General features: G+C 39.0%; 14 protein-coding genes. All 14 read right to left on the bottom strand.

Translation table 11 applies throughout. The annotated features are described in order from the left end of the window. The 14 genes from radA to TSP02S_RS07525 all read right to left on the bottom strand — a co-directional run bounded on the left by radA (position 1) and on the right by TSP02S_RS07525 (position 14,232). Complete coding sequence (gene radA, locus TSP02S_RS07590; protein WP_041083151.1) at positions 1 to 1,320, bottom strand: DNA repair protein RadA; 1,320 nt, start codon at positions 1,318 to 1,320, stop codon at positions 1 to 3. Further along, complete coding sequence (locus TSP02S_RS07585; RefSeq protein ID WP_041083149.1) at positions 1,317 to 3,767, bottom strand: ATP-dependent Clp protease ATP-binding subunit; 2,451 nt, start codon at positions 3,765 to 3,767, stop codon at positions 1,317 to 1,319. The genes radA and TSP02S_RS07585 overlap by 4 nt, the downstream gene beginning before the upstream one ends. A 13-nt stretch (positions 3,768 to 3,780) precedes the next feature. Next, the gene (locus TSP02S_RS07580) at positions 3,781 to 4,377 is read right to left on the bottom strand and encodes a CPBP family intramembrane glutamic endopeptidase (RefSeq protein ID WP_144380750.1); all 597 of its coding nucleotides are present in this window, start codon (positions 4,375 to 4,377) and stop codon (positions 3,781 to 3,783) included. A gap of 95 nt (positions 4,378 to 4,472) precedes the next feature. Next, entirely contained in the window at positions 4,473 to 4,739 is a 267-nt protein-coding gene (gene rpsT, locus TSP02S_RS07575) for a 30S ribosomal protein S20 (RefSeq protein ID WP_041083145.1), read from the bottom strand. Positions 4,740 to 4,753: 14 nt separating this feature from the next. Then, positions 4,754 to 5,944 (bottom strand): methionine adenosyltransferase, encoded by a 1,191-nt coding sequence (gene metK, locus TSP02S_RS07570; protein ID WP_041083143.1) that lies wholly within the window; start codon positions 5,942 to 5,944, stop codon positions 4,754 to 4,756. Next, positions 5,941 to 6,285 (bottom strand): hypothetical protein, encoded by a 345-nt coding sequence (locus TSP02S_RS07565; RefSeq protein WP_041083142.1) that lies wholly within the window; start codon positions 6,283 to 6,285, stop codon positions 5,941 to 5,943. The genes metK and TSP02S_RS07565 overlap by 4 nt, the downstream gene beginning before the upstream one ends. A 5-nt stretch (positions 6,286 to 6,290) precedes the next feature. Beyond that, positions 6,291 to 7,268 carry a M23 family metallopeptidase gene (locus TSP02S_RS07560; RefSeq protein ID WP_041083140.1) on the bottom strand — a complete coding sequence of 326 codons (978 nt, stop codon included), beginning with the start codon at positions 7,266 to 7,268 and terminating at the stop codon, positions 6,291 to 6,293. Beyond that, on the bottom strand, positions 7,265 to 8,521 hold the full coding sequence (gene hflX / locus TSP02S_RS07555) for a GTPase HflX (RefSeq protein ID WP_144380749.1): 1,257 nt from the start codon (positions 8,519 to 8,521) through the stop codon (positions 7,265 to 7,267). Before hflX ends, TSP02S_RS07560 begins: the two co-directional genes overlap by 4 nt. Further along, on the bottom strand, positions 8,508 to 8,780 hold the full coding sequence (gene hfq / locus TSP02S_RS07550) for an RNA chaperone Hfq (protein WP_041083136.1): 273 nt from the start codon (positions 8,778 to 8,780) through the stop codon (positions 8,508 to 8,510). The genes hflX and hfq overlap by 14 nt, the downstream gene beginning before the upstream one ends. 1 nt (position 8,781) lies before the next feature. After that, positions 8,782 to 9,711: a tRNA (adenosine(37)-N6)-dimethylallyltransferase MiaA gene (gene miaA, locus TSP02S_RS07545; protein ID WP_041083135.1), complete on the bottom strand. Its 930-nt coding sequence runs from the start codon at positions 9,709 to 9,711 to the stop codon at positions 8,782 to 8,784. Continuing rightward, the gene (locus TSP02S_RS07540; protein WP_041083133.1) at positions 9,708 to 10,478 is read right to left on the bottom strand and encodes a class I SAM-dependent methyltransferase; all 771 of its coding nucleotides are present in this window, start codon (positions 10,476 to 10,478) and stop codon (positions 9,708 to 9,710) included. Before TSP02S_RS07540 ends, miaA begins: the two co-directional genes overlap by 4 nt. Further along, positions 10,475 to 10,720, bottom strand: a complete 246-nt coding sequence (locus tag TSP02S_RS11140; RefSeq protein WP_041083131.1) for a hypothetical protein — start codon at positions 10,718 to 10,720, stop codon at positions 10,475 to 10,477. Before TSP02S_RS11140 ends, TSP02S_RS07540 begins: the two co-directional genes overlap by 4 nt. A gap of 13 nt (positions 10,721 to 10,733) precedes the next feature. Continuing rightward, positions 10,734 to 12,974 carry a carbohydrate ABC transporter permease gene (locus tag TSP02S_RS11135; protein WP_041083129.1) on the bottom strand — a complete coding sequence of 747 codons (2,241 nt, stop codon included), beginning with the start codon at positions 12,972 to 12,974 and terminating at the stop codon, positions 10,734 to 10,736. Between the two features lie 10 nt (positions 12,975 to 12,984). Further along, positions 12,985 to 14,232, bottom strand: coding sequence for a carbohydrate ABC transporter permease (locus tag TSP02S_RS07525; RefSeq protein WP_041083128.1), 1,248 nt, complete (start codon positions 14,230 to 14,232; stop codon positions 12,985 to 12,987). Between the last annotated feature and the right edge of the window lie 6 nt (positions 14,233 to 14,238).

Raw genomic sequence — 14,238 nt, 5'->3', positions numbered from 1 at the left:
TCAAATCACCCCCAATACTTTACCGAGTTCTTGTAGAGAGTTTATTTTCTGGACGTCTTCCTCTTTCAGTTCCGTGGTTCTTGGGATAATAATCGAATTAATTCCAATTTTTTTAACCGCATCGATTCTTGATTTCAAACGGTGAACACGCTTCAAAGATCCATCTAAACTCACTTCACCAATCAATGCTACCTTGCCGATTTTCTTGTCTAACATAGAAGAAAGTAATGCACCAACGACAGCTGCATCGATCCCGGGGTCAGTGATTTTCAAACCTCCGAGAATATTGACATAAACATCGTGTGACTCTATTGGTAAATGTAGATGTCTTCCTATCACCGCTATCAACAAAAGCAATCTTGTCATTTCAAAACCATTGCTCACTCGCCTTGGTACTGTACTCTTGGTCCTCGATACGAGAGCTTGTACCTGCACCACGAAAGTTCGAGATCCTTCAATTGAACATGTTAAACAGTTACCTGGCAATTGATCTTCAATATCGTAGAAAGCTGGATTGACGACCTGTTTGAGCCCATTTTCAGTCATTTCGAAGACTGCGACTTCTCCTGATGGTCCAAAGCGGTTCTTCATGATTCTCAAGATTCTGAGTTCGGTGTTTCTCTCTCCCTCGAAATAAACAACTGTGTCGACCAAATGTTCAACCAGTTTCGGTCCAGATATCTCACCACTTTTAGTTATATGTGCTATGAGTACACTTGGAATAGAGAGTTCTTTGCACTTCTCTATTATCTTCTCGGCACAAGTACGAATTTGCAATATACTGCCAGGATACGTTCCAACTTCAGGTGAATACATCGTTTGGAGCGAGTCGATTACGAGTAAAGCATAATTCCGATTGAGCAAATTGACTATTTGCTCAAGATCGTTCTCGGAACAAATCATGATCCTTTCAAGGCTGTTACAGGAAAGCCTTTGAGCCCTAATAGCTACCTGGTCTGCTGATTCTTCAGCAGCGACATATAGAGTTTCTAAATCATTTTTTGACAATTCACTACATATCTCAAGAGCCAATGTGCTTTTTCCGACACCAGGTTCTCCACCAAGTAAGATCACTTGCCCCGGTAAAATACCTCCACCCAACGCTGTGTCGAGTTCTGTAAAGCCCGTACTCAGTCTTTTGATTGTCTGAGCAGATTTCGTAGCTTCTTTCAGATTGATTATCGTTGGCTTATTCTTTTCCTTTGCTTCTACTTTGAATTCACTTGCAGTATTCCATTCACCACATTTAGGGCATCTACCGAACCATTTTACTGACTCGTAACCACAATTGGTACAAACAAAATACGCTTTTTCCTTCATCTCTTGAGTACACCTGTTTTGTGTTTCTTCTTGACGAACTTCAAACCATTTTTATCGACCTTACACACTACAGTATCCATTGGGTTGAATTTTCCCCTGAGTATCTCTTCTGCAAGAGGATCTTCTAAATATTGCTGGATGGCTCTTTTCAAAGGCCTTGCGCCGAAGATGGGATCGTAACCTTTCTCGATTAAGAATTGCTTTGCTTCCTTGGTCAATTTCAATGTAATTCCTTTACTTACGAGTCTTTCTTGAACATCGGACACGAGTATATCGATGATCTTTTCTATATGTTCGCGCGTCAACGAGTGGAATACTATAATCTCGTCTATTCTATTTAAGAATTCTGGTCTGAAAGTTTTCTTAACTTCCTCCAAAACGAGATTTTTCATTTCTTGATAATCCTTTTGTGCATCCTCGGCAGATACAAATCCCATAGTCTTCTTTGATTTGTTTATGAGGTTGCCTCCTATGTTACTCGTCATCACAACAATCGTGTTCTTGAAATCAACTTCTCTACCTTGAGAATCTGTTAGTCTTCCATCGTCCATTATCTGCAAAAGGATATTGAACACATCGGGATGTGCTTTTTCTATCTCATCGAACAAAATTACTGAAAATGGTCTTCTCCTGACTCTCTCAGTGAGAGTTCCTCCTTCTTCGTATCCGACATATCCAGGAGGTGCTCCAATTAACCTTGAAACGGAGAATCTCTCCATGTATTCACTCATGTCGAATCTTAAAAGCGCTTTTTCATCGCCGAACAAATGTGCTGCGAGTACCTTTGTGAGTTCTGTTTTTCCAACACCTGTTGGCCCTAAAAACAGGAAGACACCTATAGGCCTTCTTGGATCTTTTAGTCCACTCCTCGCCCTTCTTATGGCTTTTGAGATTGCTTTTATAGCCTCGTCCTGTCCAACTATTCTCTGATGAAGTGCCTTCTCAAGGCTCAATAGTTTCATGCTTTCGCTTTCCTCGAGCTTCATCAAAGGTATCCCCGTCCATCCAGAAACAACTTCGGCGATTTGGTCAACATCGACAGTTACAATCGATGATTCAACAGACTTCCGCCATTGTTCATATCTATCAGTGTATTGCTGATTGAGAACTTTCTCTTGTTCTTTGAGTTCAGCTGCCTTCTCGTAATCCTGGTTAAGTACAGCCAGTTCCTTACTTGATTTGACATCTTCAAGTTGTTTTTTCAACTGCTGCAATTCAGATGGAATTACAAAGCTCTTGAGTCGTGCTCTGGCAGCCGCTTCGTCTATAACATCGATAGCTTTATCTGGCAAGAAATGATCTGTTATGTATCTCTTTGAGAGATAAACAGCAGCTTCCAATGCACCATCTGTGTACTTAACCCTGTGATGAGATTCATATTTGTATCTGAGTCCTTTGAGTATGTTGAGTGTTTCCTCAATTGTCGGTTCTCGAACATAGATTTTTTGGAATCTTCTTTCAAGTGCGGCATCTTTTTCGATATATTTTCTGTATTCATCAGGAGTTGTAGCGCCTATGCATCTGATTTCTCCACGTGCAAGGGCTGGTTTTAGTATATTTGCTGCATCAACAGCACCTTCTGCAGAACCAGCACCGACTATCGTATGAACTTCATCGATGAAGAGAATTATATTTGGATCTTTGGTAACTATTTGCAGTAATTTTTTCATTCGTTTTTCAAATTCCCCACGATACTTTGTACCAGCAACGAGGGCAGCTACATCAAGAGAAAATATTGTTTTACGCTTGAGAGGTTCCGGGACCTCTCCTGCAACAATTCTCTGGGCGAGTCCTTCTACTATAGCTGTCTTACCAATTCCCGGTTCACCAATCAGAACTGGATTGTTTTTCTTTCTGCGAACAAGCACTTGCATGACTCTTTCTATCTCTTCTTCTCTTCCGATAACTGGATCTAACTGGTTTTTTGTAGCAAGAGCGGTCAAGTCTATTCCAAAACCTTCTAAGTGCCTTACTGAAGCATTTTCAACGGTTCTGTCACCCTCGAACTCCGTGTTCTTTGGCGAGGCATTCTCGACGATTACCTTTCTAAGCGTTCCAAGATCGATACCCATCTTTCTAAGTACATGAACGGCAATACCTTCTCCTTCTCTTATGATACCGAGCAATATATGTTCAGGATGGATTTTATCGCTTCCAAGATACTTTGCTTCTTCATATGCCAACTCTATGACTCTTTTGGCGCGTGGAGTCATTTGAGGAGAGCTTGAAAAACCCCGCATTCCCATTCCAACCATTGAAATGACTTCATTCTTTGTTCGAGCATAAGTTATACCCATTTCTGCAAGAGTGTCAACAATGGGCAGATCTTGTTTCAAAATTGCCAAAAGTATATGCTCTGTTCCTACATATGAATGTCCCATTTCTTTAGCCTCGTTCTGAGCTTCAACAAAGACCTGTGCTGATCTTTCAGAAAATCTGTCGAACATCATATCACCCCTTTCAAATCAGGAAACTAACTACCAACGCTACTGTGTTATTGAGGCAATGTATTATCATCGGCGGAACGAGTGATCCAGAGATCTCTCTCACAACACTCAGCACCATTGACATCACAAAGATCTGGGGAAAGACCTCAAATGGATGAAAGAAAGAGAAAAATAATGCCGTGATCAGTATTGCTGAGTTAACATTCAATTTCCTGCGAGCTATTCCCTGAGTATAACCTCTAAAGGCCATCTCTTCCGAGATTGGTCCTAAAAATGTTATTACTATAGCCGTTGTTATATCGACTTTTTGTATTTGAGTAGTTGCACCAATGGATGGGAAAATAAAACTCACCACTGCCATCAAGGCATATATCAATGGTAGAAATAAGATACTTTTCAATATCCATTTGCCATTTAATCTGAAAAGATCCGATAACTTCTCACCGGTTTTTAAAGCGAAGTATAAACTTACCACAAAAATACTGGCATACCACGTTGTGATGAACCACATACTCGAAAAATAGTATGCCAATGTAGAACCTATCCAAAGCATTGTCACGAATATCAAAAACCTTATCACTGCCTTACTCATTTTCAGATTTCTCCTCATTACAATTTTATCACACAACAAAAACCAGCACCAACGCGTAGGTGCTGGAACAGGTTAGAAAAGTAACTTAAATCTTCTTATAGAGTTTTTTACAGTTATGATCTTATGGCTTTTACTAAGCGAGATTTTCTTCGGGCTGCTTGATTTTTATGAATAATTCCCTTGGAAGCTGCTTTGTCGATTGTTGAAATAGCATTTTTCAAAAGTTTGTCTATACTATCAGCTGGTTCTTTTGTCTTGACAGCTTCGAGCACTTTCTTGATTGCATTTTTCATCTGAGTTTTATATGCCCTGTTTCTAACCTTTCTCTTAAGCGCTTCCTCAGCCCTTTTCACTACAGATTTGCTGACTTTCTTTGCCATCTATTCTTCCTCCTTCACATATTAAATGCCCTTTTTAATTCTGGAACAACATCGAGATTTTCCCAGGTGAAATCTGGGTCATTTCGACCAAAGTGTCCATATGCTGCGGTCTTTTTGTAGATAGGTCTTCTGAGATTGAGTTTCTTTATTATGGCAAGCGGTCTGAAATCAAAAATCTGTGTTATTACATCTCTCAGTTTTGTCTCATCGACCTTTGCCGTTCCGAAGGTGTCTATCATGAATGAAACAGGTCTTGCTTTACCTATGGCATAGGCAACCTGCAACATGAATCTATCTGCTAAACCTGCAGCAACGACATTCTTTGCTACGTATCGCGCCATGTAATGTGCCGATCTATCAACTTTCGTTGGGTCCTTACCACTGAACGCTCCTCCCCCATGTGGGATCCAACCACCATATGTATCGACGATTATCTTTCTACCGGTCAATCCCGTGTCGGCTGATGGACCACCAAGGACAAATCTTCCAGTTGGATTTACCAGTATCTTCACTTGATCGTTCCAGTATTTTTCTGGAATAGTTGGTTTGATGACATGTTCTATGAGAGCATCCCTTAAGTCGTTCATGGTGACATCGGGATCGTGTTGGGCTGATATCAATACTGTATCAACACGGATTGGTTTGCCGTTCTCATCATATTCCACTGTTACCTGGGTTTTTCCATCGGGTCTTAAAAATGGTATGATTTTTTCTTTTCTCACCTTCGCCAATCTCATTGAAAGTTTATGGGCTAATATTATTGGCAATGGCATGAACTCAGGTGTTTCATTGGTTGCATAACCAAACATCATTCCTTGATCTCCTGCACCAACCTTGTCAAATTCATCTTCATCGTTGTTTTTCTCTCTTGCTTCGAGTGCTTTATTTACTCCAAGGGCAATATCGGGAGATTGATTGTGTATTGAGGTAAAAACTCCACATGTTTCACCATCGAAACCATATTTTGCCCGTGTATATCCTACTTCTAAAATAGTCTTTCGTACAATATCCTGTACATCCACATAAGCTTCAGTTGTAACCTCTCCAGCAACAACCGCTATACCAGTTGTCACGAGTGTTTCTACAGCTACTCTTGCATCTGGATCTTGTTCGATAATCGCATCCAGAATTGCATCTGAGATCTGGTCGGCTACTTTATCTGGATGGCCTTCGGTGACGCTCTCGCTTGTGAAAAGTTTTTTCATTTCTCCTCCTCCTTTTTTTCTTGAATCATTCGTTCATATTCTTCCTTAGTAATGAATTTTCCACCTTCAAGACTCACACTTTTTACCTTATATGAAGCACTAAAAGAGGCTAACAAATGGATTTTGTTTGGGCACTTTGATCCGACATAGACTTTGTCTATCTTGTAAGGCGTGGCTGCGTTATCATAATCGTTTATGAAATCATAACCTATCCTCAGGTGGCTTCTGAAATATTCTCCACATCGATCACATTTCAGATAAACAACCAACAGATTTCCTTCTTTATAGAACGGGTTATTCTGTAGTTCCTGATCACTTTTTCTCTTTTTGAAAAACCACACAATCTCTACCTTCTTTCAATCACGAATTTAAGTGTAAATTCTTCATTCCATATGTCGGTACAGACGATTTTGACATTCACTCTTGAAGGTAGTCTTCCAAGTTCGGCAAATTTATTCGTCTTTACGACAGCAGTACTCCTGTCTGGATACAATTTATACCACGCATTGTAACTGTACCCATCAGAAACAGAGTCGTTGGTATAAACACTCCATACGTTGTTGAATTCATCCAATGGTATCTCACCAAGATTAATATCATACACAAGAGTTTCGTTGAAATACATCTTTAAATTCTTCAAGCCAATTACATTTTTGTTAAGCATTGTGGCAGCATTTATTGCTATCTTAGGATATGCATCTTTGAACTGATAAACTCTACCCTCTGTGTATGTGTAACGTTCAGAATCAATCACCAATGATTTGACAGAAAAGACCGCATCTTTTGGTTTAGCAAAACTCATAAAAGAAGCGGGATCATAACAAATCGATTCATCTGCGCTTCGAATTTCGAAATGACAATGAGGTTGAGCAGCTTCACCTGTCTGGCCTGAATAACCGATCGGTTCACCAGCTTTGAAAAAGAATGTTTTTGATGGGAAATTAATTACAATTCGTTTTTTTCCAAATTCCGAGATTACAGAATTGATTATCATATCGAGTTTAGGCGAAAACTTACTCAAATGTGCATAAAGCGTCCTCATACCATTTTCGTGCTCTAATACAACGACATTACCATATATATCATCATCATCGATTTCGATTCTAACGAGCCATCCATCGGCTGCTGCAAGTATGGGTACGCCACTTCGCATATTGGTGGAAAGATCAATCCCCATGTGAAAATGAGGGCCTCTGTTTCCACTGCCTCTGAATTCTCCAAAACTCGATGTAACCACAGCTGTACCCGCAACCGGTGGAACAAAATCAGCAGCGTAGGTTAGCACAGCTAAGAATATCAAGAGTAAAAGCAAGTACTTTTTCACGAATTCATCCCTCCTGTAATCTGCTTTAGGCGCTCTAAGATACTGGATTTTGCTCTAACCCGAACCATTACTGTATCGTCGTGATACACCTGTTCGGTAATTGTTATTTTTTCTTTTTCTTTCATCAGCAAAGGTAAATCTTCCAATTTTACTGCAAATAAATCTTCGCATTCATTCTTTTCGATTTCTTCGCAAACACGTTTCAAAAGTTCTTGAATCCCTATACCTTGCAGAGCGCTTATGAAAATAGCCTCCGGGTAAGTGACAGATAGATCTTGCAATACATGAGAAGAAACTCGATCGATTTTATTGAAAGCCAAAAGCCGTGGAATGAATAGTGCTTCGAGCTCTTCTAATACCCTCAGAGAAGATTTGAGCTTTTCATTGAAATTTTCGTCTGAGACATCTACAACAATCACTATCAAATCTGAAAAAAGTATTTCCTCAAGCGTTGATTTAAAGGCTTTAATGAGAGTATGGGGGACATTTCTTATGAAACCTACAGTGTCTTTGAAAAGCGCCAATCTACCCGATGGTAGTTTTACTCTCCTTATCACAGGCGCCAGAGTACTGAAGAGTTTGTCGGCTACGAAAACATCATCACCACTCAAAGCCTTGATTAGGCTGGATTTTCCCGCATTGGTATAACCAACCACAGAGATCATCGGAAGTTCGCTCTTCAATCTCAATTTTCTTTGTTGAGCTCTATTTTTTTCTATTTGAACCAATCTTTGTTTTAAAACTCTTATCCTCTCGCGTATCTTTCTTCTCTTTTCTTCTATCTCTTGTTCACCGGGACCTCTTGTACCTATGCCGCCTCCAAGTCTTGACAATTCCTTACCTTGTCCAACCAATCTTGGTAACTCGTACTGCAGGCTGGCTAATTCCACTTGGAGTTTCCCTTCCTCGGTTGTTGCGTGGCGCGCAAAGATCTCAAGTATTATCTGTGTTCTGTCTTTCACAGTGATATTCAGTTGCTTTTCCAAATTCTTTGCTTGTAAAGGAGTTATTTCGTCGTCGATTACTACAAGAGATACGCCAATTAATTTTATCAATTCTTTGAGTTTCTCTATTTTGCCAAGACCAAAATAGTAACGTGCGTCAGGTTCGGTCCTCTTTTGGCATATCACCTCTGTAACTCTTATATCAAGCGTACTCAAAAGTTGTTGAAGTTCCTCAATAGATGAATAATCTTCCCTTATGGTTAAAATGATAGCGTTGATAAATTTGAATTTCTTTCTAATTTGAGACACTTTCAGCTTGACCTTCCTGTTGTTCTTCTTTTTGCTCGGTTTTCATCAGCATCACAAAACTCGATGGCATAATTGTACTTATAGCGTGCTTATAGATCAAATTTTGTTGATTTTCATTTTCCAACAAAATTGTGTAACTGTCAAAGGATCGAATAATACCTTTGGTTTGAAAACCATTCACCAAATAGACCTTCACTTCAATCTTACCCACCCTCAGGGCATTCAAAAACCTGTCTTGGAGATTGAATTTCTCAACCATTTTAAAACCCCCCATCAAATGTTAAACCGCGCTGTGCTTCCTCCAGCACGATTTGTGATATTGTTCTCACGATGTTTTCTCTTTCAGAAAAATGTAAAACCAGCACCTCTTTATACCTCCGGAACCAAATCAACTGTCTTCTGGCAAAATGCCTTGTGTTCTTTTTTATTTGCTCAATCATCGTGTCATATCCTATCTTTCCTTCTAAGTACTCTATCACCTCTTGATAACCTATTGTCTTCATTGAGTTCAGCTCTTTTGTATAACCCTTTCTTAGAAGGCTCTCGACTTCTTCTATCAATCCTTTCTCAATCATCTTTTCGACTCTTGAATTAATTCTATCATAAAGTTCATTTCTATCTCGATTCAAAATTATCAAGCGAAATTTGCCTGCAGGAGAAATTTCCTTTTGAAGTTCTGAGAATTTCCTTCCAGACTTCAAACAAACCTCAAGTGCTCTGATAGTTCTCTTGAGATCGTTCTTGTGTATCTTTGAAGCAGCTTGTGGATCATATTGTTCCAACAATTTTCGCAAAGAACCAGCATTTTCTTTCTCCATTTGCAAGAGATCAGAGCGCAGCCTTTCATCTTTTGGAAATCCATCAAAGATTCCTCTCAATAAAGAGTCAATATACAACCCTGTTCCTCCAACAAAAATAGGAACCTTTCCTACGCTTAGAATTTCTTTAGCTGCATGAATGGCATCTTTTCTGAATTGGTAGGCACTGTAATATTCGTCTGGTTCAACTATATCGATAAGATAGTGTTTGATAAGTTCTCTTTGTTCTGGAGTTGGCTTTGCTGTGCCGATATCCATGAATTTATAAATTTGCCTTGAATCAACTGAGATGATCTGTCCGCCGATGTTTTGACAAACCTCAATTGCAATCTCTGTTTTACCAACGGCTGTGGGACCGGCAATTATGATCATCTTTTTTCTATCACTCCATAAAGCACTTGACTTCTTCTACTACCAAAGATTCTATCAACGGGTATTCTTCTAAAAAGGCTATCTTTCGCATGTGCTTTTAGAACTATCTTTTTCTTTGCAACTCTTAACATCTGGTCAACGTCATCGGTGTTTACAGTATCATAGATCGCAAATGGTCTCAATGGATTCATAGAAGAAGATTCAAAGACAGGATTTTCGAACATAGGATCACAGTAGACAATATCGTATGATTCTTCAGGGCAAGATCTCAAAAACTGCTTAAAATCAGCGTGCAGTATCTGTATCTTTTTCATTGCAGTGTTAATCCAATTTTCTTTTGCCATGTGATTCTCCAATCCATCTCGTACTACGACAAAGATCGGTGTGGAGCCTTCTATGCCTATGACCTTCCCGGAATCAAGAAAGGCAGCCATCAAAATCGCTTCGGTACCAAGGCCAAGTGTTGTATCGAGTATGGTCTCACTACCTGTCAGTTGCAAAGACTCTATCAAATGATCTTTCAATCCTTTTTGTATATTTCTCATTCTCACCTTTGCCATGGATGGATGAAAAAAGAATTCTAAATTATTAGATTTGATGACAATCCTGCTCTTCTCAACAACGTAACAGTACTCTCCTTCGATTGTCTCTGAGATATTTGGATGATCTTTTCTTGCTAAATATGGAATTCCCAGTTCATCCGCGAGTTTCTTTGCTTTTTTGATTTGCAGTTCAGTAGGATCATGTGAAGTGGTGACAAATATCACTTTGTGTTATTCACTCCTTTTATGGTATCGTTGTTTTTCTCCATTTCATTTATTTTCACAAGTAAGTCTGCATATATGGATTGGAGTCGTCGGTTTTCGCTAAGACATTGCTGGTATCTTATGTAAGAAACTGAGAATGCAAAGCATACAAAACACAGAGCAACCAAGACGACAACCTTAAATATACGCCGAGATCTTTTTTCATTGCGTTTAATTGACCTTACCTTCACGTTGATACTCATAAAACCACCCGCTCTATTTCAAGCCTGTATGTGCCACTCCGCGTATGAAGTATTTTTGAGTAAATAGGAATAATATTACTATTGGAAGAATGGAAAAGGTGGCTGCCGCCATTAATTGATTATACACGGTTCCTACATCTGTGCTGAAGGTTTGGAGTCCAACGGGCAGAGTTCTGAATTTGTCTTTGTTGGTCACTATCAGGACCCACAAAAATGCATTCCAACTTCCAACAAATTTTAGAAGAGCGCTTGTGATTATCGTGGGTTTTGAGAGTGGTGCAACGATAGTCCACAGATATCTGAAATGGGAACATCCATCTATTAAGGCGGCATCTTTCAGTTCGGAAGGGAGTGTCAAAAAATGTTGTCTCATCAAAAAAATCGCAAAGACACTGACAATCCAGGGTATTATCAGAGCATAGTAAGTATCAATCCAGCCAAGTTTGGATATCGTTATGAAATTCGGTACCAACAATACCTCCCCAGGGATCATCATTGTTCCCAAAAATAATGCGAAGATCAGATTTTTTCCAGGAAATCTCATTATAGCAAAGGCATAAGCAGCCATAGCGGCAAAAATAATCTCTAAGATTGTAGTGACAATTGATACAAAAGCTGTGTTTATGTAATAAATACCAAATGGGGCACTTTTCCAAGCCATCGCATAATTTTGAAAAATATTCGCAAAAACTTCCTTTGGACTATAATCAGCCCGAACAGAATAATTCTCGTCTTCAAGATAAACTGGATGAGTATTGTTCAACTCTATTTCGATATTTTGGTTTCTGTTAAGTCTGATGTTTTTCACAAACTCTGGGGCCTGAACGATTTTCATGGAAGATTGGCTCTGGTTATAGATTATTCGTAGTTTTGAAACTGCTTGAATATTTTCATAGAGTTGAACCAGTAGTTGCCAGAATAAATCTGCATCACCGGCGATTTGTAATAGACTCTCGAGTTTTTCCAAGCTGATCTGTACAGTCTGTTCCATAACACCAGATTCTTTCAATTTTTGAACTAATAGGTCGAGAGACTGAAATTGTGAGAGACTGCTTATATATGTAAGCGCGTTAGATAAAACCGAAAGTGGTTGCTTCAATTGTTGAACATATGTTCGTAAATTATCGACATTTAGAGTTTTAAAGTCCTCGTAGAGTTGTTCGTCCAAAGCCTTGTCAACCTTCTCTGGTAAGGATTCGGTGGAACGACTGATTTCGCTGTCAATTGTGCGGCGAATTCTTTCAGGAAAGTCCATTTGAGCAAGTTGATTCAACATGATCTTATCTCTTTCTGCCTTGCTCAAAAATTTGAAAACAATCTCATGTGTGTCTGTTTTTTGAGTTTGGACTGATTTGAAGAATTGGTTAACAAAATCGTAAGTATCAAGTACATTCACCAGATTTTGTAGTGGTTGAACGATTCTATTGACGTATAACTGCATTACAGGCGTGTTTTTGATTTCTTCGCTCAGTGATTCTGGCAAGATTTGCTTAATGCAATTTTTGATAATTTCTCGCAGATTTTCAATTTCTGATCTCTGTAGTAACGCTATTGTACCCTTCTTAAAGACTGATGCGTCTGATAACGCATTGTTTATTGATTTTTTTGCATTCGATACCAATAGCAAATAATTCTCCCTTTCATTTTCTGGGATTCTATTTGCATATCTTTCGAATATTTCTAATTGACTCAAAGAATTACTCATTGTTTTTTCAACTTCTGCTACGTAGTTTCTACGATCTAAGAGTGCAGATTGACCGTGGTGATAGAGCACAAAAAAGTTTGAAAAAAATTCCTCGGCATTCTGAGATGATTTTGCCAGATCTATTACCTGTTTGTTTTGGGCTACATAGTTCAGTTGCTCGATGAATTCATTGAAACTCTCTTGATCAAGCTTTCCTCGAAGATAACTGAACTCTTTTGGTAAGTTAATCGTTATTGTTCCTCTGTAAACTGGATCATCATCTATTTGTAGTGAAAGTACATTGGCCATTTGTTGGGAATCTCTGAGTGTCAAAGCTTCCCTCAAAGTCAGTCCTCTCCAATCAACTCCACCAGCCGAACTTCTTGAAACCTTGACCTTTACATCCCACGATCTTGAGAAATTCTTTGAACCCCATTGAGGTGGCCATTTCTCGACCTCACTTCTGGCCTTAAATGAGGTTGAGACCATCCAAGCAAAGGGCAATAACATCAACATGGCACCACAAGCGACTAACAAATAAATAAAAGTGGAAAAAATAAATTTTCTCATGTATTTCACCTCATGAGACGTATTCCACAGTCTTACGACTGAGCCAAAATTGTAGACCAGTGAAAATCAAGATGATTGCAAACAATATATACGCCGCTGCGCAGGCTATACCCATTCTCTGTTGAACATAAAATCTGTCAAAGACATAATAGACCATCGTCATACCACTGTTATTGTAGGGACCTGGGAGTCCACTGTACAAGACATATATCTCGGTAAAGACCTTGAAGGAACTTATCAAAGAAACGACTAATAAAAAGAACGTAGTGGGTGAGAGCAGTGGCCAAGTTATATGAATGAATCTATCCCAAGTTGTTGCACCATCAACCTGAGCTGCTTCATAGTAAGATTTGTCTATATTCTGAAGACCGGCGAGCAATATCACAGCATCATACCCAACTGTTTTCCAGATCGAAACAATTGCTATGGTAGGAATAGTCCACCGTTCATCCTTAAGCCACGCTATTTTGCCGATTTTCAAAAAAGAAAGTAAGTAATTGAGCAAACCATAGGCATCATCAAAAATCCATCGCCAGACAAGGGATATGGCAACAACAGATGTTACAAAGGGAATGAAGTACGCTGTTCTAAAAAACGCTCTCATTTTTATATTGCTATTGAGTAGCAAGGCTATAACCAGAGCAATGGCGATGGTTGTTGGTACACTCAGGACAACATAATAAAGGGTATTGTAAATGGCCTTTATGAAAAGATTTTTGTCCCGACTTTCAAGGAAGAAATCCACAACGGTGTAGATTCTTTTGTCAAAAAGGATCCAAAAAACAATCAAAATAACTGTGAAAAGACCTATACTGATACCGTGTTTTGATAGTACACCGTTATCTCTGAGTAAAAGATAAACCAAGACCATTAAAACAACTACAATAATATAGGAAATCAGATATTCGTTCGCAAACCAGAGACAAAGGATTGATCCTATAAGTACGATGATGGAAAGGTGATATCTTCTTTTGAAGCTGTATATCGAAAGTATGATTGAAAAACACGCAAAGATGATGATCAAAGTTTCAAGTAAAGAGTACACAAAACTATGTGATGGTGGACTCTGAAAGCGAAAGATTTCCAGATAGTTTTCTATACCCGCAAAGACAGGGTTTTTCATGTTTTTGAAATCCCATCTGAAAAAACTGAGTACAAATGAAAAGCCCACGGGCCAAAACACAAAAGTACCGAGTATTAAAAAGGAAGGCACCAAGAAAAGATATGCCAGTAAAGCTTCTCTTGCCTTCCTTTTCATTTTTCA

Origin of the sequence: Thermotoga profunda AZM34c06, from assembly GCF_000828675.1 — a bacterium.
GTDB lineage: Bacteria > Thermotogota > Thermotogae > Thermotogales > DSM-5069 > Pseudothermotoga_B > Pseudothermotoga_B profunda.
This window is presented reverse-complemented; position numbering and strand designations above follow the sequence as displayed.

Coding starts and splice junctions, on each gene's coding strand:
- miaA (WP_041083135.1), bottom strand. CDS start 9,711: ATGATCATAATTGCCGGTCCCACAGCCGTTGGTAAAACAGAGATTGCA.
- TSP02S_RS07585 (WP_041083149.1), bottom strand. CDS start 3,767: ATGTTCGACAGATTTTCTGAAAGATCAGCACAGGTCTTTGTTGAAGCT.
- radA (WP_041083151.1), bottom strand. CDS start 1,320: ATGAAGGAAAAAGCGTATTTTGTTTGTACCAATTGTGGTTACGAGTCA.
- hfq (WP_041083136.1), bottom strand. CDS start 8,780: ATGGTTGAGAAATTCAATCTCCAAGACAGGTTTTTGAATGCCCTGAGG.
- TSP02S_RS07525 (WP_041083128.1), bottom strand. CDS start 14,232: ATGAAAAGGAAGGCAAGAGAAGCTTTACTGGCATATCTTTTCTTGGTG.
- TSP02S_RS11135 (WP_041083129.1), bottom strand. CDS start 12,974: ATGAGAAAATTTATTTTTTCCACTTTTATTTATTTGTTAGTCGCTTGT.
- TSP02S_RS07580 (WP_144380750.1), bottom strand. CDS start 4,377: ATGAGGAGAAATCTGAAAATGAGTAAGGCAGTGATAAGGTTTTTGATA.
- rpsT (WP_041083145.1), bottom strand. CDS start 4,739: ATGGCAAAGAAAGTCAGCAAATCTGTAGTGAAAAGGGCTGAGGAAGCG.
- metK (WP_041083143.1), bottom strand. CDS start 5,944: ATGAAAAAACTTTTCACAAGCGAGAGCGTCACCGAAGGCCATCCAGAT.
- TSP02S_RS11140 (WP_041083131.1), bottom strand. CDS start 10,720: ATGAGTATCAACGTGAAGGTAAGGTCAATTAAACGCAATGAAAAAAGA.